Source organism: Variovorax robiniae (assembly GCF_037889955.1).
Classification (GTDB): Bacteria; Pseudomonadota; Gammaproteobacteria; order Burkholderiales; family Burkholderiaceae_C; genus Variovorax; species Variovorax robiniae.
This window is the reverse complement of the sequence record NZ_JBBKZS010000003.1, coordinates 517,024-540,939: the sequence shown is the minus strand read 5'-3', so window position 1 is coordinate 540,939 and position 23,916 is coordinate 517,024. Positions and strand designations below refer to the sequence as shown.

Genomic DNA, 23,916 nt, shown 5'->3' with positions numbered 1-23,916 from the left:
ATGTTCCAAAAGATTCTGGTGGCCAACCGCGGCGAGATCGCGGTGCGGCTGGTGCGCGCCTTGCGTGACCTCGACATTGCCAGCGTGGCCGTGTTCGCGAAGGACGATGCGCAGGCGCTGCATGTGCGTCTGGCAGACAAGGCGGTGGCGCTGGATGCGACCGGGCCTTCGGCCTACCTCGACATCGGCGCGCTCATTGCGGTCGCGCGGGCCGAAGGCTGCGATGCAGTGCATCCGGGCTACGGCTTCCTCAGCGAGCGTGCGGATTTCGCGCAGGCCTGCGCGGACGCGGGGCTGGTGTTCGTCGGACCGACGCCGGAGCAGTTGGCCTTGTTCGGCGACAAGGCGCGTGCACGCGAATTGGCCGCGCAATGCGATGTGCCGGTGATGCCGGGCAGCACAGGCGCGGTGACGCTGGCGCAGGCGCAGGCCTTCTTTGCGGCGCAGGTGGCGGATGGGTCGCAAGCAGGCGTGATGGTCAAGGCCATCGGCGGTGGCGGCGGTCGCGGCATGCGCGCGGTGTTGCGTGCCGAAGACCTGGCCGAAGCGCACGCGCGTTGCGTCTCTGAAGCGAAGGCGGCCTTTGGTGTCGATGGCGTCTACGTGGAGCGCCTGATGCTTCATGCGCGGCATATCGAAGTGCAGGTGCTGGGCGATGGCCAAACAGTGGCCAGCCTCGGCGAGCGCGAATGCACGTTGCAGCGGCGCTTCCAGAAACTGGTCGAGATTGCGCCAAGCCCTTCGTTGCCCGAATCGATTCGCGCCGAGGTCACTGCTGCCGCGTTGCGCATGGCCAAGGCGGTGGGCTATCGCGGCTTGGGCACGTGGGAGTTCCTCGTCGACGAGCAGGCCACCTCCTTGCCTTGGGTCTTCATCGAAGCCAATCCGCGCCTGCAGGTCGAGCACACGGTGACGGAAGCCGTGACGGGGCTGGACCTCGTGCAACTGCAGATCGCGGTGGCCGCAGGCCAGCGCCTGGATGCACTCGGCATCGAGGCCGATCGCACGGCGCCTCAGCGCGGCTTCGCGGTGCAATGGCGCATCAACGCGGAGACGCTCGATGCGCAAGGCAACGCGCGGCCCGCGAGCGGCACGCTTTCGCGCTTCGACTTGGCCGAAGGGCCGGGCGTGCGCGTCGACAGCCACGGCTATGCGGGCCTCGCGCCATCGCCGCACTACGACACGCTGCTGGCCAAGCTCATCGTGCAGTCTTCGACCAGGAATTTCGCGGACGCGCTGCGCCGCTCCTTGCGCGCTCTGGAAGAGTGTCGCGTCGAGGGCATCGCGACCAACCTCTCGTTGCTGCGCGCCATTGCGGCACGCCCCGAGTTCGCGTCGCAACGTGTGCACACGCGCTTCGTCGAACAGCACCTCGCGGAACTGTTGTCCAGCGCTGCCCAACTCGATGCGGCAATGCAGAAGTCGGCCGCACCCGTCCATGCGACGGCCGTGAAGCCCGTCATCGAATTCGACGACACCGATGATGCGCTGGTCGTCCGCGCCCCCATGGCCGCGAAACTCGTCCAGTTCGAAGTTGCCGTCGGCGACGTGCTGCCCGCCGGTGCGCAACTCGGCGTGCTCGAAGCCATGAAGATGGAGCACCTGCTCAACGCCCCGCAGGCCGGCCGCGTCGTCGCGCTGCTTGCCGCACCGGGCGACTACCTGGTCGAAGGCCAGCCGCTGGTGCAACTCGAAGCCGTCGACGCCCAATCTGTCGAGGCCGAGGCGCAGGCCGCGCACGACCTGTCGCTGATCCGCCCCGACCTGCAGAAGGTCATCGACCGCCACGCCCCCACGCTCGACATCAACCGCAAGGCGGCCGTCGACAAGCGGCACGCCCAAGGCGGCCGCACGGCCCGCGCCAACATCGCCGACCTCTGCGACCTGGACTCCGACCCCGGCAACTTCCTCGAATACGGCGCCCTCGCCATCGCCGCGCAGACGCGCCGCCGCAAGCTCGACGACCTCATTGCCAACACGCCGGCCGACGGCATGGTCACCGGCGTCGGCAGCATCAATGCGAAGCAGTTCGGCCCCGAGAAATCACGCTGCGCCGTGCTGGCCTACGACTACACCGTGCTGGCGGGCACGCAGGGCATGCGCAACCATGCCAAGACCGATCGCCTGCTCGGCATTGCGCACCAACTCAAGCTGCCCGTCGTGCTGTTCGCCGAAGGCGGCGGTGGCCGGCCTGGCGACACCGACATGCCCATCGTCGCCGGCCTGAACAACCACACCTTCAGCCAGTTCGCGGCGCTGTCGGGCAAGGTGCCGGTGGTCGGCATCGTGCACGGCCGCTGCTTCGCGGGCAATGCGGCGCTGCTGGGTTGCAGCGACGTCATCATCGCCACGCGCGGCAGCAACATCGGCATGAGCGGCCCCGCGATGATCGAGGGTGGCGGGCTCGGCACCTTCGCGCCCGAGCAGATCGGCCCGAGCGGCGTGCAGTCGAAGAACGGCGTGATCGATGTACTGGTGCAGGATGAGGCGGAAGCGGTCGCGGTCGCGAAGCAGTACATCTCGTACTTCCAGGGCGCGACCGCCGACTGGCACTGCGCCGACCAGCGCACCCTGCGCCATGCGATCCCCGAGAACCGCCTGCGCGTCTACGACGTGCGCGCTGCGATGCGCGGCATCGTCGACAGCGGTTCGCTGCTGGAACTGCGCGCGAGCTTCGGCGCGGGCATCCTCACCGCGCTGGCGCGCATCGAGGGCAAGCCCATCGGCCTCATCGCCAACAACCCGCATCACCTCGGCGGCGCGATCGACGTCGATGCCGCCGACAAGGCCGCGCGCTTCATGCAGTTGTGCAATGCACATGGCCTGCCGATCGTCTCGCTGTGCGACACGCCGGGCTTCATGGTCGGCCCGGAGATCGAGGCGCAGGCACAGGTGCGCCACGTCTGCCGCATGTTCATGGTCGCCGCGCACCTGCGCGTGCCGTACTTCTGCGTGGTGCTGCGCAAGGGCTACGGCCTCGGCGCGCAGGCGATGGCGGCGGGCGGCTTCGATGCGCCGGTGTTCACCGTGGCCTGGCCCACCGGCGAGTTCGGCGCGATGGGGCTGGAGGGCGCGGTGCGCCTGGGCTTCCGCAAGGAGCTCGAAGCGGTGGCCGAAGGCGCCGAGCGCGATGCCTTGTTCAAGAAGCTGGTGGACCAGCAATATGCGAATGGCGAGGCGATCAACATGGCGCAGACGCTGGAGATCGATGCGGTGATCGACCCGGCCGAGACGCGGGCCTGGCTGGTGCGCGGGCTGGCTTCGGCATCGCGCACGCCGGAGCCGGCCGTGGCCTACGTCGACACCTGGTAGCGCGGCGGACCGTGGCGTGCGTTTCGCGCCGCGGTCCAAGAGAGCGGACAGGTCGTCGCAATGCCGGAATCGCGTGGGACAGGCCCCGATGAACAGGCCATAAACTGCATCGTTTCCGCCGCCTAGAAAGTCGCATGACATCCTGGCTCGACTGCCTGCTGCGTCCCGCGTTGGCCGCCTTCGCATCACTGGCGATCCTTTGTTCGCCGGCGATGGCGCAGCCTCGTTTCGATGCGCCGCGCTGGATCGCCAGCTGGGCCGCTGCGTCACAGGGCATGCCGGTGTTTCCGGTCGCGAATGGGGCGCAGCCTGCACCCGCGCCCTCGTTTCGCGCGCAGACCGTGCGCGAGTGCGTGTTCCCCACCATCAGCGGCGAGCAGGCGCGTGTGCGCTTCTCCAACCGCTTCGGCGCCGTTCCGCTGCACCTGGCCGAAGCCACCATCGCACTGGGTACCGGCGGCAGCGCCATCTCGCCCGCTTCCCTGCAGCCGCTGCTGTTCGGCGGGCGTCGCGACATCACCATCGCCCCCGGCGCCGACGCCTGGAGCGACGCGGTCCCGGTGGCGGTACGCGCCGGACAAGCCATGTCGGTCAGTTTCTACCTCGACGAGCGCACGCCCTTCGGCACGGTGCACCGCATGCCCGCCGGCGCGAGCTGGGTCGCGCCCGGCAACGTGGTGGGCGATTCGACGCTTCCCGCTGCCGTGCCCTCGGACTGGAACCACATCGTGACCGGGCTCGACGTAATGAGCCGCGGACCGGCGCGCGTCGTGGTCGCCTTCGGTGATTCGATCACCGAAGGCGTCAATGCTTTCGTGCCCGTGCTGGGCCGCTACCCCGACCGGCTGGCCGAGCGCCTGCGCGACGGCACGCCGGGCGCTCCCGTGGTGTCGGTGCTCAATGCCGGCATCGCAGGCAACCGCTTGCTCAGCGAGGGCATCGGCCCGTCGGGCATCGACCGCTTCACGCGCGACGTGCTCGCCCAGAGCGGCGTGACCCAGGCCATCATCCTCCTGGGCATCAACGACATCGGCTTCGAGACCTTCATCGGCGCACCGGGCAGCGGTCTGCCTTCCACCACCCGCACGGTGAACTCCGAGCGCCTGATCGCGGGGCTTCAACGCCTGCTCGACATGGCCCGCGCACGCGGCGTGAAGGTGATGCTCGGCACCTTGCTGCCCGTGAAAGGCAGCGGCTACTGGAGTGAGCAGAACGAAGCGATCCGGCAGGCCGTCAACCGATGGATCCGCGGCCAGCATGCCGTTGCGGCGGTGGTGGACTTCGATGCCGCATTGCGCGACCCGGATGATCCGCAGGCGCTCAACCCCCTGTACGACAGCGGTGACCACCTGCACCCTGGCGAAGCAGGCAATGCGGCCATGGCGGCCGCGATCGATGCACGCGCGCTGTTGCAGTAGGGGCACAGTCCTGTAACTGCCGGTGGCGACCCTTTACGTGCGTGCCGGTAGATGGCTGACAGTGCGTTTACAGGGCGACTGCACCATGAAGGCTCCTGCAACTCATGAGGAGTACCCCATGAAAAAGATCATTCTCGCCACCGCTGTTGCCACCATGCTGAGCGCTGGCGCTTTCATCATCCCGACGGCCGCGCAGGCCCAGGGCATCAGCGTGCAGATCGGCCAACCGCCACCGCCGCCGCGCGTGGAACACGTGCCGCCGCCGCGCAAGGGCTATGTCTGGGCGCCGGGCCATTGGGAAGCACGCCACGGCCGCTACGCATGGACCAACGGCACCTGGGTTCGCGCACGCCCGGGCTATGCGTACCACGCACCGGAATGGCGTGAGCAAGGTGGCCGCTACGTCTATCGCAGCGGCTCGTGGGACCGTGACCATGACGGCGTTCCCAACCAGCACGACCGCCGTCCGGACAATCCGAACCGCAGCTGAAATGAAGCCCACCCCCGAAGCGCCTGCGGCGCCGGGGCGGCCACCAGAGGCGGCTGCTCTTGCGGGACCGTCCAAGCCTGCGCAGGCAGGCTTGGAGCCGCGGCCCTCAGCCCCTCAAGGGGGCGCACCCAGCGGCCCGGCAAAGCCGGTTCCGCGGGTGCCCACGAAGTTCGCGGGTCATGCGATAGCGCGATGAAAATCTGATACGGGAGCACCCCCGTGTGACACTGGACGCCCGCCTGGAAATGGCGGGCGTCTTGCTGTGCGCTACAACAACCGAAACGCCAGCGGCATCAGCAGCGCGGCCAGTACCACCTGCATTCCCAGCGCCAGCCCCGCATAGGCGCCGGCGTCCGCGTTCACATGCAAAGCACGCGCCGCACCGATGCCATGCGCCGCGGTCCCCAGCGCGAAGCCGCGCGCCGACATGCCGGTGGAGTCGGTCGCGATGCGCAGCAGGTCGAACAGGTACTTGCCCGTCAGCGCACCGACCATCCCGGTCAGCACCGCGAACACGGCCGACAGCGCGGGAATGCCGCCGATCTTCTCGGAGATGCCCATGGCCACCGGCGCCGTCACCGACTTGGGCGCGAGCGACAGCACCACGTCATGCGGAAGTCCGACCGCCCATCCCAGCGCAATGGCCGATCCGCTGGCCGCGATGCCGCCGAGCAAGGCGGCCATCAGCAATCGCCCATAGCGCGCCCGCAATTCGGCCCGCCGCAGCCACAAGGGCCAGGCCAGCGCCACCACCGCAGGCCCCAGCAGGAAGTGAATGAACTGCGCCCCGGCGAAGTAGGTCGGATAGTCGACGCCCGTGGCCAGCAGCACGCCGGCAATCGCCAGCACCGACCACAGCACCGGATTGGCCCAAGGCGCGGCGCCGAGCCGGTTGTACGCTGCCTGCGCCAGCAGGTAGACCACCAGCGTCGCGGTCAGGCCGAACAGCGGCGTCGCCGAGAGATAGATCCAGAGCTCGACGAAGCGCGGCATTCAGCCCTCCGCCTTCTTCCGGCGATCCGGCCAGTACAGCACCAGCGCCGTCACGCCCAGGCCGATCCATGTCGAGATTGCGATGACGAACAGCATGCGCCCGCCGTACTGGCTCACCAGCGCGAGATGCGTCATCACGCCCACGCCCACCGGGATGAACAGCAGCGACAGGTGCTGCAAAAGGAAAGTCGCGCATTCGCCGACCGGCCCGCGCACCCGCTCGAAGCGAAGACCCACCAGCATCAGCATCATTCCGAGCACCGGTCCCGGCAAGGGCAGCGAGAGGCCGCGCGACAGCGCCTCGCCGATCGACTGGAACACCAGCAACCAGGCCAGGCCGCGCAGGCCGTTCATTCGGATGCGGCCCGGTCGGTCAACGCCCTGACGGCGCTGGCACGAGACATGTGCGTGCCTTGCCGGCATCTCGATCTCTTCCGCTGCGATGGCCGCAGCGAGGTGGCGGGTGCGTTCATGGCGAAAGACTCTACGTCAACGCCGCGACACCTGCGCGGCATCAGCGCAATGCCGCGAGTTCCAGCCGTTCGTCCACCCGAAACGCATTGCCGCCGCTACCGCCCTGGCTCCTGGCCTCGAAGCGCACCACGCGCGCCAGCTCCGGCGACCACCACACGCTGGCGCGGAACCTGCCGGGCTGCGCGGCGCCGATGTTGCCGCCGCTCGGGATGCGTTGCGTGAAGCCGCGATAGTCGACCTGCACCACCTGCAGTTCACGTCCGGCGACGGTCATCCTGGATCGCTCGACGACGCTGGCCTGGAGGTCCATCTTGATCAGGAGGCCGCTGCGTTCGACCCGGTAGTCGGCGGACCAGCCCGAGCCATCGGCCAGGTCGCCGCGAATCCAGCCACCCGGCGGCATCGCGAGGTCGAACTCGCCAGCGATCGGCGCGTCGACGCTGATGACCTCGCCATCGGGCTTCTCGACCCAGCCGCCGTTGTTGAAGCTGCGCCGCTCGGGCGTCGATTCGTCGACGCGGTAGACCACCCTGCGCTCGCGCAGGCTGTAGCTGTCGCGCAGCGTGTATTCCACGACCTGCAGGCCGGGTGGCGTCGCCTTCGGTGGCGAAGGCGATACCGCGGATGCCGGCGCGGAGGGGGCAGGGCGTGCCGGTGCCACAGCAACTGCGGCGGCGCTGCCGGGCGCCACCGGCACCGCGCCGCCGTAGGCGAGCGAGCGCACCCGTGTCTTCCCTTCGGACTCGCCAAGCACCTGGAACGAGGGACGTCCCACCAGCAGGCCCATATCCACCCCCATCAGCACATACGAAGACGCCTTGGCCTTCACCGGCACGCTGATGCTGGTTTCGGTCTCGGTGCTGGCACTCGCGCGCCAGGTTCCGGCCGGCCGGTCCACGAAAAAGAAGCTGTTGGGTTGCGACTTGCCGACCACCTGGCCGTCGAGGCGCACCTCGGGCTGGACCGCCCCGCCAAAGCCGGAGTCGCGCAGGAACACGATGCGGCCCTGGTTGTCGCCGAGGGAGGGCAGGCTGCCTTCGACTTCGGAATAGCGCGGGCCAGTGGCACCGCAGCCCACGAGAAACAGCGTCCAGGCGGACACCAGCAGCCACATTGCCCTACGTCGCATTGCGCCTTCTCCAGGAAAGAATGGAGGCGCGATGTTACGCAAAGATACAAATCGCCGCCAGCGTGGCGGGGCGCGGCGCTTCGCTCAGCGGAACACGACGGTCCGGTGCCCGTTCAGCAGCACCCGATGCTCGCTGTGCCACTTCACCGCACGCGCCAGCACTTGGCTTTCGGTATCGCGGCCACGGGCGGTCAGGTCTTCCACCGTGTCGGTGTGGTCGGCGCGGGCCACGTCCTGCTCGATGATCGGGCCTTCATCCAGGTCGGCGGTCACATAGTGGGCGGTCGCGCCGATCAGCTTCACGCCGCGGTCGTGCGCCTGGTAATAAGGCTTGGCGCCCTTGAAGCTGGGCAGGAAGGAGTGGTGGATGTTGATCGCGCGGCCGGCCAGCTTCTGGCACAGGTCGTTGCTGAGGATCTGCATGTAGCGGGCCAGCACCACCAGCTCGGCGCCTTCGGATTCGATGATCTCGTACTGCTTCGCTTCGCCCTGCGCCTTGGTCGCGGCTGTCACCGGGATGTGGTGGAAGGGCACGTTGTAGCTCGCGGCCAGCTGGTAGAAGTCGCGGTGGTTCGAGACGATGGCGCGGATGTCGATGTGCAGGTGGCCGCTCTTCCAGCGGAACAGCAGGTCGTTGAGGCAGTGGCCGTCCTTGCTGACCAGGATCACCGTCTTCATCGGTACGGCGGCGGCGTGCAACTGCCAATTCATGCCAAAGCTTGTCGCCAGCACGCCGATCTGCGCGCACAGCGTGGCCTCGTCATGCGTCTCGCAGGCGAAGCGCACGCGCATGAAGAACAGGCCGGTGTCGTGGTCGTTGTACTGCGCGGCCTCCTCGATGTTGGCGCCGCGCTCCAGCAGGAAACCCGAGACGGCATGCACGATGCCCGTGCGGTCGGGGCAGGAGAGGGTGAGGATGTAGGCGGAATTCATGGAGCGGGCGATTGTCGCAGGGGAGGCTTGGCGCTGTGGCCGGGCGGCCTTTGCGTCCGGTTGTCCGAATTCATGAGCGCCTGCAACGGGCGCCGGCGCGCGCCTGCACAATGTCAGCCACAACATGAGCAGCGCACCGCCCCGCATTCCGCCCATCCAGGGCCTGTTGGCTTTCGAGGCGGTGGCGCGCCTGCGCAGCGTGACGCTGGCGGCCGAGGAACTGGCCGTCACGCCCAGCGCGGTCAGCCACCGCATCAAGCAACTGGAATCGCAACTCGCGCTCAAGCTCTTTGCGCGCAACGACTTCGGCCTGAGCACGGATGGCGCGGCCTATCTGGCGCGGGTGCGCGAGGCGCTGGCCGCGTTGCAGCAGGTGCCGGGTCGGGCCGATGCGGGCCGGGCGCCGGTCACCCGCCTGCGCGTGGCGGTCACGCCGACCTTCTCGCGCCAGTTGCTGCTGCCCCGGCTGGCGCTGTTCCGCCACGCGTACCCCGAAATCGAGTTGACGCTGCAAGTGGCCATCCCGGTGCAGAACGTGACGGCGGAGGAGGCGGACATCGAGCTGCGCTTCGGCAGCGGCCCCTTCGCGGATCGTGAGTCGATGCACCTGCTGTCCGACGAGGTGTGCCCGGCGTGCAGCCCCGACTACCTGAACGAGGCCGGCCCCTTTGACGGCTTCGACACCGCCGCTTCGATCGCCCGGGCGCGCCTGATCCGCTCGCCGCTGGAGCCTTGGCGCACCTGGTTCAAGGCCTGCGGCATCACGCAGGCGGAGCCCAGTGCCGGTGCGCAGTTCAACGACCTGGGCCTGGCCCTGGATGCGGCAGTGGCCGGCTTTGGCGTAGTGCTGCTGCGCCTGCGATTGGGTCAGGCCTGGCTCGACAGCGGCCGGCTGGTGCGCCTGTCACGCAACAGCGTGCGCTCGCCGCACGACTACTTTCTCTGCTGGAAGCCGGGCACCTTGCAGCGCTGGGAGTGCGCGGCTTTCGTCGACTGGCTGCGCGCGGCATTGCGGGAATAGTCCCCGCGTGCGCTGAGCCGCATGGGCGCGCTTCGGCAAGCCGATTGAAAAGTTTTCACGCCGGCGGGCTGCGCTTTTCACGCGGTGATGTGCGCTGCATTTCTACAGTGGCGGATCGCCCCCGCCCGGCGCTCCGGCGCGTGGGACCCCACAGAAGAACCTTCGAGGAGACACCCCCCCATGACCTGGCAGCAGATCTACGACCCGTTCGGCAACATGATCATTTCCACCGCGCTGGCCGCGATTCCGGTGGTGGTGATGCTGGCCTGCCTGGGTTTCTTCCACATCAAGGCGCACATCGCCGCGGGCCTGGGCCTGCTGGCCGCGCTGCTGGTGGCCGTGTTCGCCTACGGCATGCCTGCCGACATGGCTGGCCGTGCGGCGCTCTTCGGCGGCTTCACCGGCCTGCTGCCCATCGGCTGGATCGTGCTCAACATCATCTTCCTGCAGCAACTGGCCGAGCAGAACGGCAGCTTCAAGGTGCTGCAGGATTCGCTCTCCGGCATCACCGAGGACCGGCGCATCCAGCTGCTGCTGATCGCCTTCTGCTTCGGCGCGTTCTTCGAGGGTGCAGCGGGTTTCGGGACGCCGGTGGCGGTGACCGCGGGCATCCTGATCGGCCTGGGCTTCTCGCCGCTGGCCGCCTCCGGCCTCTCGCTCATCGCCAACACCGCGCCGGTCGCCTTCGGCGCGTTGGGCACCCCGGTCATCACGCTGGCCAAGGTGCACGGCTACGACCTCATGGAAGTCACCGCGATGATCGGCCGCCAGTTGCCCTTCTTCTCGCTGCTGGTGCCCTTCTGGCTGATCTGGGCCTTCGCCGGGCGCAAGGCCATGATGGAGATCTGGCCGGCGATCCTGGTGACGGGCCTGTCGTTTGCCATCCCGCAGTACCTGGTCTCCAACTTCATCGGCCCGGAACTCGTGGACATCATCGCGGCCATCGTCTCGATGGTCAGCCTGGTGCTATTCCTGCGCGTCTGGCAGCCGAAGAAGATCTGGCACTCGCCGTCCCTGCGCGGCAAGGACGTGAGCGCGCATGAGGCCAAGCCGCCTGCGCCGATCGTGGTGCATCCGCGCGCGGAGCTGGTTCGGGCCTGGACACCCTGGCTGATCCTCTCGGTGTTCGTCTTCGTCTGGGGCCTGCCGCCGGTGAAGGCCGCGCTCAACGGCATCTTCGCTCCGTCCTTCCCGATGGCCGGGCTGCACAACATGATCGACAAGATGCCGCCGGTGGTGCCCACGCCGCACAAGGAGTCGGCCGTCTACGTGCTCAACCTGCTGTCGGCCACGGGCACGGGCATCCTGCTGTCGGCCATCGTGAGCGCGCTGTTCATGAAGTACAACCCGGTGGAGATCGTGCGCACCTTCTTCCGCACGCTCTGGCTGGTGCGCTATTCGCTGCTGACGATCGTGCTGATGCTGGCGCTGGGCACGTTGACGCGCTTCTCGGGCACGGACACCACGCTGGGGCTGGCCTTTGCGAACACCGGTGCGTTCTACCCGTTCTTCGGCACGCTGATGGGCTGGATCGGCGTGGCGATGACGGGCTCCGACACCGCATCGAACGTCTTGTTCGGCGGCATGCAGAAGGTGGCGGCGGAGCAACTCGGCCTGAGCCCGAACCTGATGGGTGCGGCCAACAGTTCGGGCGGGGTGATGGGCAAGATGATCGATGCGCAGTCGATCGTGGTGGCCTCGACTGCGACGCGCTGGTTCGACCATGAGGGCGACATCCTGCGCTACGTGTTCTTCCACTCGATCGCGCTGGCCGCGCTGGTGGGGCTGTACGTGACGATGCAGGCCTATGTGTGGCCGTTCACCTTGATGGTGGTTCACTGATCGACGGAGCAGAAACCATGCAAGCGCCCCCCGTGAATCCCCGCGTCGGCCTGTTCGCCACCTGCCTGGTCAACACCATGCGCCCGAGCATCGGCATGGCGTCGCTGCAACTGCTGGAAGAAGCCGGCTGCCGCGTCGAAGTACCCCTGGCCCAGACTTGCTGCGGCCAGCCCATGTTCAACAGCGGCGACACGCGCGGCGCGGCGCGGCTGGCGCGCCAGTTCATCGAGACCTTCGAGCAATACGACTACGTGGTGATTCCGTCGGGTTCCTGTGCGGGCATGACGAAGGCCCACTACGAGGAAGCCCTGGCCGACGACCCACCGTGGGCTGCGCGCGCCCGCCAACTGGCCGTGCGCACCTGGGAGATCACGAGCTTCCTCACCGACGTGATGCATTTCGCGCCCCGCGACCGCTCGCTGCAAGCCACCGCCACCTACCACGACAGTTGTTCCGGCCTGCGCGAACTCGGCGTCCATGACCAGCCGCGAGCGCTGCTGCAGCAAGTGCGTGGCCTGGAGATGCGCAAGCTCGAAGGCTCGGACGTGTGCTGCGGATTCGGCGGCACCTTCTGCGTGAAGTACCCGGCGATCTCCAATGGGATCGTCGACGAGAAGGCCGTGGCTGTCGAACGCACGGGCGCGGACCTGCTGCTGGGTGGCGACCTCGGCTGCCTCATGAACATGGCCGGCAAGCTGAGCCGGCGCCATTCGAGCGTGCGCGTGATGCACACCGTCGAAGTGCTCGCCGGCATGGCCGATGCGCCCGCCATCGGCGAGTCCGAACGCGCGCGGTAGCACAGCCATGCAAGCCCAGCCCATCCACTTCAAGGCGCGCGCCGCGGCGGCGCTGGCCGACCCCACGCTCAAGACCGCCATCGAGCGCACCACCGGTACCGCGGAACGCAAGCGCGCGATCGCACTGGAGAGCTTCCCCGAATTCGAGGTAGCGCGTCGCCTGGGCAAGCGCATCAAGGACCATGTGATCGCCAACCTCGACCACTACCTGGTCGAGTTCGAGCGCAACGCCATCGCTTCCGGCGCCAAGGTGCACTGGGCGGCCACGGCGAGCGAGGCATCGCGCATCGTGGTCGACCTCTGCAAGGCCGCCGGCGCCAGGCGCGTGACACGCGTCAAGTCGATGCTCGGCGAGGAGATCGGCCTGCCGCATGCGCTTGACGAAGCCGGCATCGAGCGCGTCGAGACGGACCTGGCCGAGCACATCGTGCAACTCGGCGGCGACACGCCCTCGCACATCATCTGGCCCTCGATGCATCGCACGCGCGAGCAGGTCTCCGAGATGTTCCACCAGTCGCATCGCGCACCGCATCGCGAGGAGACCATCGAGGCCATGGTCGACAGCGCGCGGCGCGAACTGCGCGACAAGTTCCTGTCGGCCGACGTGGCCATCTCCGGCGCCAACTTCCTGGTGGCCGACACCGGCGCCACCTGCACCGTCACCAACGAAGGCAATGCCGAGCTCACGACCACGCCGCCGCGCGTGCACATCGTGACCGCCGGCATCGAGAAACTCGTGCCCAGCACCACGCACGCCTTCGCGCTGCTGCGCCTGCTGGTGCGTTCGGCCACCGGCGGCGACATCACGCAATACACCACCTTCCATTGCGGCCCGAAGCAGCCCGGCGACCGTGATGGACCGGAGGAGTTCCACATCGTGCTGGTCGACAACGGCCGCTCGCGCATGCTGAACGATGGCCTCAAGGAGATGCTGCGCTGCATCCGCTGCGGCGCCTGCATGAACCATTGCGTGGTGTTCCGGCAGGTGGGCGGCCATGCCTACGGCGGCACCTATCCCGGCCCGATGGGCGCCGTGCTGACCCCTGTCTTCGACGGGCTGGAAAAGGGCCGCGAGCTGGCGCATGCCTGCACCATGAACGGCCGCTGCCAGCAGGTGTGCCCGGTGGACATTCCCTTGCCGACCTTGCTGCGCGGCTGGCGCGACAAGTCCTGGCGCGAGGGCCTGGAGCCGGCATCGGTGCGGGCCGGGTTGTGGGTCTACACCTTCGTCACGTCGCGGCCCTGGTTGTACCGATGGGGCACGGCGCTGGCGGTGCGGGCGATGAAGCTGTTCAAGCGCGACGGCAAGCTGCGCGGCCTGCCGATGGTGGGCGGGTGGACGCAGTACCGGGACTTCCCGGCGCCGGCCCAGCGCACCTTCCTTGAAATGATGAGCGAGCGCGACGCGGCGCAGAAGACGGAGGCACGTCCATGACCCTACGCGACACCATCCTCGCCGCCGTGCGCGCCGGCCTCGGCGGACAGACCGTCGACGCCGAGCGCGTGCGGCGCGAAGCCGCCAGCCTGCTCGAAGGCTCCGAAGCCGCGCGGCCCGCCTACGCAGCCACCGGCCCGGTCGTCGATCTGTTCGCCGCGCGTGTCATTTCGCCCAAGGTCTCCGCCTCCGTCGACCACATCCCGGACCTGCACGACATGCCCGCTGCCGTGGCCCGCTACCTCGACGCCAGGGGCCTGCCGCACCGCATCGCCCTGCAACCCGCGGTGGCGCTGCGCGCATTGGACTGGACCGGCTTCGAACGGCCCGACACCCTGACGGCCGACGAACCGGTGGGCGTCGGCATGGCGCTCTGGGGCATCGCGGAAACCGGCTCGCTCGTTTTCCACTCCGGTCCGGAAACACCGATCCTCGCCAATTTCCTGCCCCTGCACCACATCGTGCTGGTGCGTGCCGCGACCATCGTGCGCCATTTGGAGGACTACGCTTCCGCCGCCCAGGCCACTGGCCGGCCACCGCCGCGCAACGTGAACATAATCACCGGCGCCAGCGGCACGACCGACATCGAAGGCAGCCTGGTGCTCGGCGCGCACGGCCCCAAGTACCTGCACATCGTCATCGCCGGATCGGCCTGACTCCCCCAAACGGCCGATGCCTCGGCCGCCCATGCAAAGCCGCCCGAAGTGACAGAATGTACGGCTCGAACCCGCATGCCGTACAGGAGAGACACATGGCCTACACCGACTTCAGCATGGACAACCAGTGGTTGCCCTTCACGCCCAACCGCCACTTCAAGAAGGACCCGCGCGTCTTCGTGGCCGCCGACGGCATGGAATTCACCACGCATGACGGCAAGAAGGTCATCGACGGCATCTCCTCGCTGTGGTGCGTGGGCGCGGGCCACAACCGCAAGCCGATCAACGAGGCCATCAAGGCCCAGCTCGACACGCTCGACTACGCCACCGCCTTCCAGGTCAGCAACGACAAGGCCTTCAAGGCCGCCGAGATGATCGCCGCGATGGCGCCCGGCGACCTGAACAAGGTGCTGTTCTGCAACTCCGGCAGCGAAGCCGCCGACACCTCGATGAAGGTGGCGCTCGCTTACCACCGAGCCCGCGGCGAAGGCCATCGCAACCTCTTCATCGGCCGCGAGAAGGGCTACCACGGCGTCGGCTTCGGCGGCATGTCGGTCGGCGGCATTCCGGGCAACCGCAAGGTGTTCGGCTCGGCCTTCCTGCCGCGCGTGGACCACATGCGCTTCATCCATGACCCGGTGAACCATGCCTATGTCCACAACGAGCAACCGGTGTGGGCGGACGATCCGCTGGCCGACCTCGAACAGCGCATCCTGCCGCTGCACGACCCGAGCAACGTGGCCGCGATCATCGTCGAGCCCATCGCCGGCTCGGCCGGCTGGTACATCCCGCCGAAGGACTACCTGCAGAAGCTGCGCGCCATCTGCGACAAGCACGGCATCCTGCTGATCTTCGACGAGGTCATCACCGGCTTCGGCCGCATGGGCACCAACTTCGCGTCGGACTACTTCGGCGTGGTGCCCGACATGCTGAACTTCGCCAAGTGCGTGACCAACGGCGTGATTCCTCTAGGCGGCGTGATCTGCCGCGACAAGCTCTATGACGCGATGATGAAGACCGACGCGCCGGAGCATGTGGTCGAGTTCTTCCACGGCTACACCTACTCGGGCCATCCGGTGGCGTGCGCGGCGGCGATCGCCACGCTGAGCCTGTTCCAGCAGGAGAACCTGTTCGCGCGCGCCGGCGAGATGGGCAAGGTGCTCGGCGACGCCTTCCACAGCACCTTCAAGGGCCTGCCGAACGTCATCGGCATCCGCAGCCTGGGGCTGGCCGCCGCGGTGGAACTGGCGCCGATCGCCGGTGCGCCGGGCAAGCGCGCCTACGACATCTTCCTGGAGTGCTTCCACAACGGCGCGCTGGTGCGCCCGGCCGGCGACGTGCTGGTGATCGCGCCGCCGTACATCGTCGAGAAGTTGCACATCGACAAGCTGGTCAACACCCTGGCTGACGCCATCAAGAAGTTCGCCTGAGGTACCTCTCCCTCTCCCGCCAGCGGGAGAGGGCCGGGGTGAGGGTGTCCCCCGCGAGCGCTCACTGCTTGCGCAAGGTGGCGCAATAGTCCTTCTCCGGCAGCGGCGGCGTCCGCCAGATCGCGTCGTACTCCGGCCCGGCGCGCAACGGGGCCGTGGCCGACGCCAGCATCTGCACCGACACCACCTTGACATCGGTCGGCATGTGCTGCGGCACGCCCAGCGTGCGCAGCGCATGCGCGCCGCCAGCGATCAGCAGGACTGTCTTGCCGGGTTGACGCGCCTTCACCACCACCTGCGCCATCGAGCGGTCGCGTGCGATCTGGATGCGCGTCATCGGCAGGATCTGGGAGTCCGGCAGCAGGCCGCAATGTCCGTCGCGCACGGCGTCCTGCTGCTGGACGCGGGCCTTGTCGTTCAGTTGCACGTCGAGCGAGACATCGGCCATCGCATCCTTCATTCGCGCGCGCGGCAGGTTGGCGCCGAGCACCGGGACGCCAGCGCGTACCGCGACCATGATCGCCGGACCGTAGTTCTCCCAGGGCCAGCCCTTCTCCTGCCAGGCCAATGCGGTGCGGACCTGGGCCTCGGTGGCGCTGGTGGGGAGGGTGGCGGTGCTGGTGCCGTCATCGGCCATCTCCAATGCCAGCGCCGCGAGCTTGCCGCTGTCGACGAACGCCTGAACTGTCTCGCGCTCGATACGGTGATGGTCGGCGGCGTCGTGCTGCTCGCCCAGCAACAAGGCATCGGCCGGCGTCAGGGCCGCGACGCGGGTCGCAATGGGCACGTCCGCCGCGGGTCGCATGCTGGTGCACGCACCCAGCATGAGCGTGGCGGCAAGCAAGGAGATCGAAAGGAAGGGCGTTCGCGGGATTCGCATCGCGGAATACTACGCGAGGGGATTGCGCCGAGCGCCCCATGTTCTGGCGCTTCGGGCTGTCGGAGAAAGACGGTTGACGCGCCGGCCAGACGAAAAAAAGCCGCGTCGAAACGCGGCCTGAGGGCATGAGGCGTAGCAAGCGCTCAGTGCATCAGCACCGGGTTCTGTGCCAGTTCGGCATAGCCTTCGAGCGTGTCCTCGACTTCTTCCTGCGTCGGCGTATTCAATTGCCAAGCCGTGATCTTCTGCTGGAACAGTTCTGCCCAGGAGCCGTCGAGATAAACCTCCTTGCCGGAGCGCTTGTCGACGATTTCAAAGCCGTGCCGCGCCAACGCGGGAATGTTGGGCGCCGCAGGTGCATCGTCTTCGTTGGAGTGCATGTGCACCACAACGAAGGATTCCGAGTCATAGAGCATTTGCATGGCTGGGTGGCTCCGGTAGTCGATTGCATTCATGATGGTTAGACAGCAATCAACGCGCCAGTTTCAAGATGGCCGAATTCTTGCGGGCATTTCGCCCACACGAGTGTGATCAATTCGGCATTCAGGCGGTTTTGAACGTGTTTTCAGCGCAATGCACCGCCTTGGCGCGCGCTTTCGTGGAACTTTTGCAGGAATCCGTCATGGCACGGATTTCGCACGCAAGCGCATGTCGACGATGTCGCCATTGGTCTGCCGCTGCTGGATTCGCACCGGTAGGTAGCCGATCTCCGGCGCGAGCCAGAGGTCCAGTTCGTAGTCGTAGTCGTGGCGCGGGGCGCGGGACAGCTTGCGCGCCTTGAATTCGCCGGCCAATACCTCGATGGTTTCCTCGCCTTCGACATTGAAGACCCACACCTCGGCATCCTTCGGCCCGACCGTCTGGATGCGGATCTTGCTGCCCTGTGGAAAGCGGCCCGCGTCACCTGCGAGCAGCGCGCCCAATTGCATCGCCACGCTGAGGCGATCCTGCGCGCCGGGCAGCAAGGGCACGCTCGGCGAGTTGTTGCTGAACACGATCTCGCCCTTGTCGCGCACCAGGTGCGAGGCCACCTCGCTCTTGCGCTTTTCGGAATAGCGCGTGGGCGCGATGCCGCTGGCGTCGACGTGGCCGACGCTGGTCTGGCTCAGGAAGGTCATGAACAGCGCCTTGAGCGAGAGGCGCGCGTTGTATTCGTCGCCGTTCTGCAGCCAGACCAGTTCGCCGTAGCCGCCGGAGTAGGGCTGCGCACCGCGTTGGCCGCCGACTTCGAACGAGAGCTTGACCGAGCCAGGGACCACCAGCGGCTGTGTCGCGCCGGTCGTGACCTCGCCTGCGCCACTCCCGACGCCGCCTGCGCTGCCATCGGGCGATCCGCCTGCCGATGCTGTGCCGGAACCTGCACCCGCCGATGCGCCGTCCGGCGCGGGCGTCGCTTCGGCAACGGGTGCCTCGGGTGCTGGCTCGACCGGAATCGGGTCGGCGGAAGACTCGGCGGCCAGGATGGGCGGCGGCGTGGGCGCGGGTTCGGTGCGCGGTGGCGTGATCGCGCGTGGGCGCTTGGGTGGCGCGGGCTTGGCCACGCGCGGCGGCGGGGGCGGCGTGGCCGCGGCCGGGGCGGGCGCTTCGGCCTTGGCCGCCGGGGGCGTGATCACGATGGTGCGCGTGATGAACTTGTTCTCGAGCGGCAACTGTTCGGGCCCTACGCCGGTCGGAATCAGTCCCAACACGAGCAGATGCGCAGCCAGCACCGCCAGCGTCAACAGCGCGAGCATGCGCCGCGCGTGCTGCGACCCATCCGCCGGCAAGGAAGCGGCATCAGCATTGCGCGGCGGCGGCAAGGGCGTCATGGCAGGGTGGAAAGGCGGGCGGGGCACCCAGCGCCGTAGGGGTACATCGGTACACTGCCGCCCGTTCAATCAGTTTAGTAGAGCGATGCGGGGCGCTTGCGTTCCACATCGTCTCGCACACGCCATGAAACTCGCAACATACAAGGACGGCTCGCGCGACGGCCAACTCGTCGTCGTCTCGCGCGACCTCGGCACCGCGCACTACGCCACCGGCATCGCCAACCGCCTGCAGGACGTGCTGGACGACTGGGGTTTCCTGAGCCCGCAGTTGCAGGACTTGTACGACCAGCTCAGCGCCGGGCGCGCGCGCCATCCCTTCCCCTTCGACCCGGCCCAGTGCATGGCCCCGCTGCCGCGCGCCTATCAGTGGGCGGACGGCTCGGCCTACATCAACCACGTCGAACTGGTGCGCAAGGCGCGCAATGCCGAGGTGCCCGAGAGCTTCTACACCGACCCGCTGATGTACCAGGGCGGCAGCGACGACTTCATCGGGCCGTGCGATCCGGTGGTGGTGGCGAGCGAGGCCTTCGGCATCGACTTCGAGGCCGAGATCGCGGTCATCACCGGCGACGTGCGGATGGGCGCGAGCGCCGAGCAAGCGCTCGACGGCATCCGCCTCTTGATGCTGGCCAACGACGTGAGCCTGCGCAACCTGATCCCGGCCGAACTGGCCAAGGGCTTCGGCTTCTTCCAGAGCAAGCCGGCGACGGCGTTCAGCCCCGTGGCGGTTACGCCGGATGAATTGGGCGAGGCCTGGATCGGCGGGCGCGTGCACCTCACGCTGCAAAGCACCTGGAATGGCCGCAAGGTGGGCCTGTGCGATGCCGGCGAGGAGATGACCTTCCACTTCGGCCAGCTCATCGCGCACATCGCCAAGACGCGCAACGTGCGCGCCGGCAGCATCGTCGGCAGCGGCACGGTGAGCAACAAGGGCGTGGAGAAGAACGGGAAGATGGATTGGCCCAAGGGCTATTCATGCATCGCGGAGAAGCGCTGCATCGAGACGATCCTGGACGGGCAGCCGACGACGGAGTTCATGAAGTTCGGGGACACGATCCGGATCGAGATGAAGGGCAGGGACGGGCACTCGGTGTTCGGGGCGATTGATCAGGAGATCGTGGCGCCGCAATTAGCGTCCATTAACAGAAAAGATGCCGATGCTCACCGGTGAGTTGAAGAACAAGGTCGACCAGGTCTGGAATGCCTTCTGGTCCGGCGGCTTCGCCAACCCGCTCGAAGTCAACGAGCACCTACCTGCTGTTCCTGCGCGCGCTCGCCGGGTGCGCTCCCGCTTCAGGCATACCGCGCGAACCCATTCCCATCCCGCATCAGCAACTGCATCAGCTTCGGATGCACAAACAGCTTTTCCCTGCCTGCCTGCGTTTCACTCAGTACGCCAAGCGAGGCCAGGCTCTTGAGGTGCAGTGATGCGGCCTGCCGGCCGGCGAGCCCTTTGTCCACGAGGTTGCCAATGCGGCAGTACGGTTGTTCGAAGATCGTCTCGATGAGTTCGCGGCTGTAGATCTTGGGCAGCTTCTCGCGCACGTACTCCGTGGTGTGTTCGGCCAAGGTGCGGATGGCCGCGATTTTTTGCGTGGTCCAGCGGGCGGTGTCTTCCACTGCGCGCAGCATGTAGAGCACCCAGGCCTCCCAACCATCCGACGACTGCAGGCGCGTGACGTCCTGCAGCAGGCGGTAGTAGTCGGTCTTGTTCGCGATGATGTAGCGGCTCAGGTACAGCACCGGTAACGCTAGCAGTCGTTCCTGGATGAGCACGAGGATGTTGATGACACGCCCGGTGCGACCGTTGCCGTCGGTGAAGGGGTGAATGGCCTCGAACTGGTAGTGCCCCACGGCCATTCGGATCAGCGGGTCGAGGTCGACCGTCTCGTGCAGGAAGCGTTCCCAATTGGCGAGCAGTTTGCGCAGCAGGGCCTCGCCTTCGGGCGGGGTGTAGATGCTTTCGCCGCTGCGTTCGTTCATCAGTTGGGTGCCCGGCGTTTTCCGGATGTCCATCTCCACGCCCTTGATGGCGGTGCAGATTTCCACCGCCGTGGAGGTGCAGAGTGGGCGCCTGCTCAAAGACTGGAATCCTTGGTGCAAGGCAGTGCGATAGCGAAGCGCCTCCCTGGTGGCGGGGTCGGCCTGGCTGTCGTGGCCGTCGGCATGCCGGAAAAGCTTGTCGGTGGTGGTGACGATGTTCTCGATTTCGGAACTGTCCTTGGCTTCCAGCAAGGGAATGATGTTGATCAGGACCGTCGGGTTGGGGATCAACTCGGTGGCCTGCTTCAGTTCCGCCAACGCGGCCCGCGCCGTGATGCATTGCTTGAGGATCGGCTTGCTTTCGAGGTCGATCGCCGGGGGGAGCGGCGGCAGGGCGTCGTAGGGGCGATCTGCTTGCCAAGAGGAGAGTGGGGGCGTCGTGTTGTCGAAACCTTGTTTTTGCGACATGTTTTCAGCATATGTCGCCCGACGCGACAGGTCAATGAAACGTGTTGCAATTTTTTGATTTTGACGACATGTTGTCCTGACGTGTTGCTGCGGACGACATGAACGGCCAACATGTCCGATTTGCCGACTTTTCGCAACGCATGCTGTACGGTATGGCGCAAAACTTAGGGGTGTCTTCGCCACCCGCCAAGGTGGACGAACTGTTCGCCGTGCCGGGCGGCTTGGACCTCAAGACGGCCTGAAGTCTTCCCGCACCAGCAGTTCCTTCAAACTCCCGATGCTCAATCGCCGGAACGCCCGGTACTGATGGGTGCGCGCGGTGCTGAGTTCCACGCCCATCTCCCGCGCGGCCTGCTTGGCCGTGCGGCCGGCCAGCAGGTGGTCGATGACTTCGCGTTCGCGCAGGCTCAGCGACAGCAGCCGTGAGGACGCCGCGGCCCCCGGAGCCCGCGACGCCGCCCCCACCAAGCCCCGGCTGTGCGCCGCCGTCGCTTCCGCCAGCAGCGCCGCGTGCGCCTCGATCGCCGCGAAGTCCCCTTCGGTGAACTCCGGCAACGCCAGGCTCCGATAAAAACTCACCGCCGCGCGCTGCCCACCCGGCAACAGCAGCAGTACCGAAGTGCGCTCCCGAATCCCCACATCCCCATAGCAGGCCGCGCGATACGCCGGGTCGGCCACCTCGTCCGCATGCTGGTGGCTCAGCCAAAGCTGCGCATGCTTCGGCAGCTTGCGCGCCGACAGCCACACCATGTTCGGGTCGAGCAGGTCGAAGCGGTTCTCGATGTAGCGCTCGGAGGTCTGCAGCGCCGTATCGCCGTAGTTGCTCGCGGTCGAGACCGTCACGACGCGCCCGTTGGCGCCGAGTGCGAAGACGGTGCAGAAGGTCAGCGGCAGCACCTTCTGCATCGCCACCAGGAAGCCGTCGGCCAGGTGCGGCGTACCGATGCCTGCGACGATGCCGACGGCGACGGTGGCCGACACGCCCTCGGGCTGGGTGGCGGGGTGGATACGGTGGCGCTTCATGAACTCGCTAGGGTAAACGCTTCGTACAAAGTTACGACACGCAGCATCGGAGGCCATCGGGACAATCCCTCCACCATGACGCCCGCACCCCTCCATCCCATCCACGGCCTGCACCACTTCGCCTGGCGCTGCCGCGACGCCGAAGAGACCCGGCACTTCTACGAGGACATCCTCGGCCTGCCGCTCACGCATGTGATCAAGAAGGACACCGTGCCTTCCACCGGCGAGCACTGCCCGTACGTCCACATCTTCTTCCGCATGGCCGATGGCTCGCACATGGCCTTCTTCGATCTCGGCGACGACACCGCGGCGGAGCCGTCGCCCAACACGCCGGGCTGGGTCAACCACATCGCGCTGCGCGTCGATTCCGACCAGGCGCTGGAGGACATGAAGGCGCGCCTGCAGGCCAACGGCATCGAGGTCATCGGCGTGACGGACCACGATGGCTACATCCACTCGATCTACTTCTTCGACCCCAACGGCTTCCGCCTTGAACTGACGACCGAACTCGCGACGCAACGCGAACTCGATGGCTACAAGCGCGACGCGCATGCCGCGCTCGCCGAGTGGACGACCTTCAGAAAGGCCACCCGTGTCTGATCTCGAACTCGTCGTCATCGACGTCCAGCCGGGCGTCACCATGGAAAGCCAGTCGGGCCTGCAGGCGCTGCGCCCGCGCATCTTCGGCGCATTGAAGCGGCCGAAGGGGCAGGGCACGGGCGTCGCCGCGATCGTGATGCACCCGACCAGCAACTTCATGGGCCACTACCTGCTGGAGCCTCTGGCCGAACGCGGCATCGCCTGCATGGGCCTCAACTCGCGCTATGCGGGCAACGACACCATGCTGCTCATGGAAACGGTGTTGCAGGACCTCGGCGCCGGCGTGAAGTGGCTGCGCACGCAGGGCTACAGGAAGGTCGTGCTGATCGGCAATTCGGGCGGCGCCGCGCTGTCCTCGTTCTACCAGTCGCAGGCTGAATTGCTGACCGCGACGCACTTTGTCGATGGCCTGCCGACGCACCTGTCCGCGGCCGACCTGCCGCCGGTCGATGGGCTCATGCTGTCAGCGGCGCATCCGGGCCGCTCGCGCCTGCTGGCCGAATGGCTGGACCCGTCGGTCATCGACGAGGCCGATCCGCTCGCCACCGACCCGGCCTTCGATCTCTACGCCATGAAGGAACCCGTGCCCTTCAGCGCCGATTTCGTCGCGCAGTTCCGCGCGGCGCAACTGGCCCGCCGCGACCGCATCGAAGCCTGGGTCTGGGCCCGCCTGCGCATGCTGCGCGCCACGCCCGGCGCACCCTCGGACCAGACCTTCCTCGTCTACCGCACGCACAGCGACCCGCGCTTCCTCGACACCACGCTCGACGCCAACGACCGCCCGGTCGGCTCGATCTGGGGCGACGCGCGCACCGTCAACTACGCGGCCAACGCGATGGGTCGCTTCAACACGCTGCGCTCGTGGCTGTCGCAATGGTCCTCGGGCTCGCAGGCCGATGGCCCGGCTTGCCTGGCACGAACGTCGGTGCCGGTCCTGCTGATGACGCACACCGCCGACGGTTCCACCTTCCCCAGCACCGCCGCCCTGTGGCGCGAGGCGGGTGGCAACCGATTGACCGAGGTGCCGGTGAAGGGCGGTAATCACTACCTGGCCGGGCAGCCCGACCTGATCCGCCAATCCGCCGACGCGATGGAAGCGTGGCTGCAAAAAGTCTGAGAGGTCGTCGTGAGCACTGAGAACCCGCCTTCCGCAACCCTCGGCAGCGCCGCCTCCGGCCCGTTGCCGCCCTCGGCCTACCAGGACCTGCCGCCACCGGTCGGCGC

21 protein-coding genes are annotated in these 23,916 nt (G+C 67.3%); 12 read left to right on the top strand and 9 right to left on the bottom strand.

What is annotated here, in order from left to right; genetic code table 11:
* The 3 genes from WKW79_RS10750 (at position 1) to WKW79_RS10740 (ending at position 5,220) form a co-directional block, all read left to right on the top strand.
* Positions 1 to 3,312: a carboxyl transferase domain-containing protein gene (locus WKW79_RS10750; protein ID WP_340335122.1), complete on the top strand. Its 3,312-nt coding sequence runs from the start codon at positions 1 to 3 to the stop codon at positions 3,310 to 3,312.
* 134 nt (positions 3,313 to 3,446) lie between these two features.
* On the top strand, positions 3,447 to 4,730 hold the full coding sequence (locus WKW79_RS10745) for an SGNH/GDSL hydrolase family protein (protein ID WP_340335121.1): 1,284 nt from the start codon (positions 3,447 to 3,449) through the stop codon (positions 4,728 to 4,730).
* Positions 4,731 to 4,848: 118 nt separating this feature from the next.
* Entirely contained in the window at positions 4,849 to 5,220 is a 372-nt protein-coding gene (locus WKW79_RS10740; RefSeq protein WP_340335120.1) for a YXWGXW repeat-containing protein, read from the top strand.
* 267 nt (positions 5,221 to 5,487) lie between these two features.
* On the opposite strand, the gene WKW79_RS10735 is transcribed toward WKW79_RS10740, so the two are convergent.
* The 4 genes from WKW79_RS10735 to purU all read right to left on the bottom strand — a co-directional run bounded on the left by WKW79_RS10735 (position 5,488) and on the right by purU (position 8,749).
* The gene (locus WKW79_RS10735) at positions 5,488 to 6,213 is read right to left on the bottom strand and encodes an LrgB family protein (protein WP_340335119.1); all 726 of its coding nucleotides are present in this window, start codon (positions 6,211 to 6,213) and stop codon (positions 5,488 to 5,490) included.
* On the bottom strand, positions 6,214 to 6,567 hold the full coding sequence (locus tag WKW79_RS10730) for a CidA/LrgA family protein (RefSeq protein ID WP_340335118.1): 354 nt from the start codon (positions 6,565 to 6,567) through the stop codon (positions 6,214 to 6,216).
* Between the two features lie 160 nt (positions 6,568 to 6,727).
* A complete protein-coding gene (locus WKW79_RS10725) occupies positions 6,728 to 7,816 on the bottom strand; it encodes a hypothetical protein (protein WP_340335117.1) in 1,089 nt (362 codons plus the stop codon).
* 84 nt (positions 7,817 to 7,900) lie between these two features.
* Positions 7,901 to 8,749, bottom strand: a complete 849-nt coding sequence (gene purU / locus WKW79_RS10720; RefSeq protein WP_340335116.1) for a formyltetrahydrofolate deformylase — start codon at positions 8,747 to 8,749, stop codon at positions 7,901 to 7,903.
* A gap of 124 nt (positions 8,750 to 8,873) precedes the next feature.
* Between purU and WKW79_RS10715 the strand changes: the two genes are divergently transcribed.
* The 6 genes from WKW79_RS10715 (at position 8,874) to aptA (ending at position 15,930) form a co-directional block, all read left to right on the top strand.
* The gene (locus WKW79_RS10715; RefSeq protein ID WP_340335115.1) at positions 8,874 to 9,770 is read left to right on the top strand and encodes a LysR substrate-binding domain-containing protein; all 897 of its coding nucleotides are present in this window, start codon (positions 8,874 to 8,876) and stop codon (positions 9,768 to 9,770) included.
* Positions 9,771 to 9,950: 180 nt separating this feature from the next.
* A complete protein-coding gene (locus WKW79_RS10710) occupies positions 9,951 to 11,612 on the top strand; it encodes an L-lactate permease (RefSeq protein WP_340335114.1) in 1,662 nt (553 codons plus the stop codon).
* Positions 11,613 to 11,629: 17 nt separating this feature from the next.
* Entirely contained in the window at positions 11,630 to 12,409 is a 780-nt protein-coding gene (locus tag WKW79_RS10705; RefSeq protein ID WP_340335113.1) for a (Fe-S)-binding protein, read from the top strand.
* A gap of 7 nt (positions 12,410 to 12,416) precedes the next feature.
* On the top strand, positions 12,417 to 13,844 hold the full coding sequence (locus tag WKW79_RS10700) for a lactate utilization protein B (RefSeq protein WP_340335112.1): 1,428 nt from the start codon (positions 12,417 to 12,419) through the stop codon (positions 13,842 to 13,844).
* On the top strand, positions 13,841 to 14,500 hold the full coding sequence (locus tag WKW79_RS10695) for a LutC/YkgG family protein (protein WP_340335111.1): 660 nt from the start codon (positions 13,841 to 13,843) through the stop codon (positions 14,498 to 14,500). Before WKW79_RS10700 ends, WKW79_RS10695 begins: the two co-directional genes overlap by 4 nt.
* Before the next feature lie 95 nt (positions 14,501 to 14,595).
* Positions 14,596 to 15,930 (top strand): omega-aminotransferase AptA, encoded by a 1,335-nt coding sequence (gene aptA / locus WKW79_RS10690; protein WP_340335110.1) that lies wholly within the window; start codon positions 14,596 to 14,598, stop codon positions 15,928 to 15,930.
* Positions 15,931 to 15,991: 61 nt separating this feature from the next.
* Here aptA and WKW79_RS10685 read toward each other — a convergent pair whose 3' ends face one another.
* From WKW79_RS10685 to WKW79_RS10675, 3 genes are all read right to left on the bottom strand, one after another.
* Complete coding sequence (locus tag WKW79_RS10685; RefSeq protein ID WP_340335109.1) at positions 15,992 to 16,810, bottom strand: ChaN family lipoprotein; 819 nt, start codon at positions 16,808 to 16,810, stop codon at positions 15,992 to 15,994.
* A gap of 143 nt (positions 16,811 to 16,953) precedes the next feature.
* Entirely contained in the window at positions 16,954 to 17,232 is a 279-nt protein-coding gene (locus WKW79_RS10680) for a BTH_I0359 family protein (protein WP_340335108.1), read from the bottom strand.
* Positions 17,233 to 17,430: 198 nt separating this feature from the next.
* Entirely contained in the window at positions 17,431 to 18,543 is a 1,113-nt protein-coding gene (locus tag WKW79_RS10675; RefSeq protein ID WP_340335107.1) for a DUF3108 domain-containing protein, read from the bottom strand.
* A gap of 199 nt (positions 18,544 to 18,742) precedes the next feature.
* Between WKW79_RS10675 and WKW79_RS10670 the strand changes: the two genes are divergently transcribed.
* On the top strand, positions 18,743 to 19,789 hold the full coding sequence (locus tag WKW79_RS10670; protein ID WP_340335106.1) for a fumarylacetoacetate hydrolase family protein: 1,047 nt from the start codon (positions 18,743 to 18,745) through the stop codon (positions 19,787 to 19,789).
* A 122-nt stretch (positions 19,790 to 19,911) separates the two neighbouring features.
* On the opposite strand, the gene fic is transcribed toward WKW79_RS10670, so the two are convergent.
* Both fic and WKW79_RS10660 read right to left on the bottom strand, forming a co-directional pair.
* On the bottom strand, positions 19,912 to 21,252 hold the full coding sequence (gene fic / locus WKW79_RS10665; RefSeq protein ID WP_422823862.1) for a protein adenylyltransferase Fic: 1,341 nt from the start codon (positions 21,250 to 21,252) through the stop codon (positions 19,912 to 19,914).
* 45 nt (positions 21,253 to 21,297) lie between these two features.
* Entirely contained in the window at positions 21,298 to 22,092 is a 795-nt protein-coding gene (locus tag WKW79_RS10660) for a helix-turn-helix transcriptional regulator (RefSeq protein ID WP_340335105.1), read from the bottom strand.
* Positions 22,093 to 22,167: 75 nt separating this feature from the next.
* Here WKW79_RS10660 and WKW79_RS10655 point away from each other — a divergent pair, with 75 nt between their 5' ends.
* Complete coding sequence (locus tag WKW79_RS10655) at positions 22,168 to 22,692, top strand: VOC family protein (RefSeq protein WP_340335104.1); 525 nt, start codon at positions 22,168 to 22,170, stop codon at positions 22,690 to 22,692.
* Positions 22,685 to 23,809 (top strand): alpha/beta hydrolase, encoded by a 1,125-nt coding sequence (locus WKW79_RS10650; protein WP_340335103.1) that lies wholly within the window; start codon positions 22,685 to 22,687, stop codon positions 23,807 to 23,809. Before WKW79_RS10655 ends, WKW79_RS10650 begins: the two co-directional genes overlap by 8 nt.
* The last annotated feature ends 107 nt before the right edge of the window (positions 23,810 to 23,916 follow it).

Excerpts from the sequence above, each read along its gene's own strand:
- WKW79_RS10750 (WP_340335122.1), top strand. The coding sequence starts at position 1 with ATGTTCCAAAAGATTCTGGTGGCCAACCGCGGCGAGATCGCGGTGCGG.
- WKW79_RS10745 (WP_340335121.1), top strand. The coding sequence starts at position 3,447 with ATGACATCCTGGCTCGACTGCCTGCTGCGTCCCGCGTTGGCCGCCTTC.
- WKW79_RS10740 (WP_340335120.1), top strand. The coding sequence starts at position 4,849 with ATGAAAAAGATCATTCTCGCCACCGCTGTTGCCACCATGCTGAGCGCT.
- WKW79_RS10735 (WP_340335119.1), bottom strand. The coding sequence starts at position 6,213 with ATGCCGCGCTTCGTCGAGCTCTGGATCTATCTCTCGGCGACGCCGCTG.
- WKW79_RS10730 (WP_340335118.1), bottom strand. The coding sequence starts at position 6,567 with ATGAACGGCCTGCGCGGCCTGGCCTGGTTGCTGGTGTTCCAGTCGATC.
- WKW79_RS10725 (WP_340335117.1), bottom strand. The coding sequence starts at position 7,816 with ATGCGACGTAGGGCAATGTGGCTGCTGGTGTCCGCCTGGACGCTGTTT.
- purU (WP_340335116.1), bottom strand. The coding sequence starts at position 8,749 with ATGAATTCCGCCTACATCCTCACCCTCTCCTGCCCCGACCGCACGGGC.
- WKW79_RS10715 (WP_340335115.1), top strand. The coding sequence starts at position 8,874 with ATGAGCAGCGCACCGCCCCGCATTCCGCCCATCCAGGGCCTGTTGGCT.
- WKW79_RS10710 (WP_340335114.1), top strand. The coding sequence starts at position 9,951 with ATGACCTGGCAGCAGATCTACGACCCGTTCGGCAACATGATCATTTCC.
- WKW79_RS10705 (WP_340335113.1), top strand. The coding sequence starts at position 11,630 with ATGCAAGCGCCCCCCGTGAATCCCCGCGTCGGCCTGTTCGCCACCTGC.
- WKW79_RS10700 (WP_340335112.1), top strand. The coding sequence starts at position 12,417 with ATGCAAGCCCAGCCCATCCACTTCAAGGCGCGCGCCGCGGCGGCGCTG.
- WKW79_RS10695 (WP_340335111.1), top strand. The coding sequence starts at position 13,841 with ATGACCCTACGCGACACCATCCTCGCCGCCGTGCGCGCCGGCCTCGGC.
- aptA (WP_340335110.1), top strand. The coding sequence starts at position 14,596 with ATGGCCTACACCGACTTCAGCATGGACAACCAGTGGTTGCCCTTCACG.
- WKW79_RS10685 (WP_340335109.1), bottom strand. The coding sequence starts at position 16,810 with ATGCGAATCCCGCGAACGCCCTTCCTTTCGATCTCCTTGCTTGCCGCC.
- WKW79_RS10680 (WP_340335108.1), bottom strand. The coding sequence starts at position 17,232 with ATGCAAATGCTCTATGACTCGGAATCCTTCGTTGTGGTGCACATGCAC.
- WKW79_RS10675 (WP_340335107.1), bottom strand. The coding sequence starts at position 18,543 with ATGCTCGCGCTGTTGACGCTGGCGGTGCTGGCTGCGCATCTGCTCGTG.
- WKW79_RS10670 (WP_340335106.1), top strand. The coding sequence starts at position 18,743 with ATGAAACTCGCAACATACAAGGACGGCTCGCGCGACGGCCAACTCGTC.
- WKW79_RS10660 (WP_340335105.1), bottom strand. The coding sequence starts at position 22,092 with ATGAAGCGCCACCGTATCCACCCCGCCACCCAGCCCGAGGGCGTGTCG.
- WKW79_RS10655 (WP_340335104.1), top strand. The coding sequence starts at position 22,168 with ATGACGCCCGCACCCCTCCATCCCATCCACGGCCTGCACCACTTCGCC.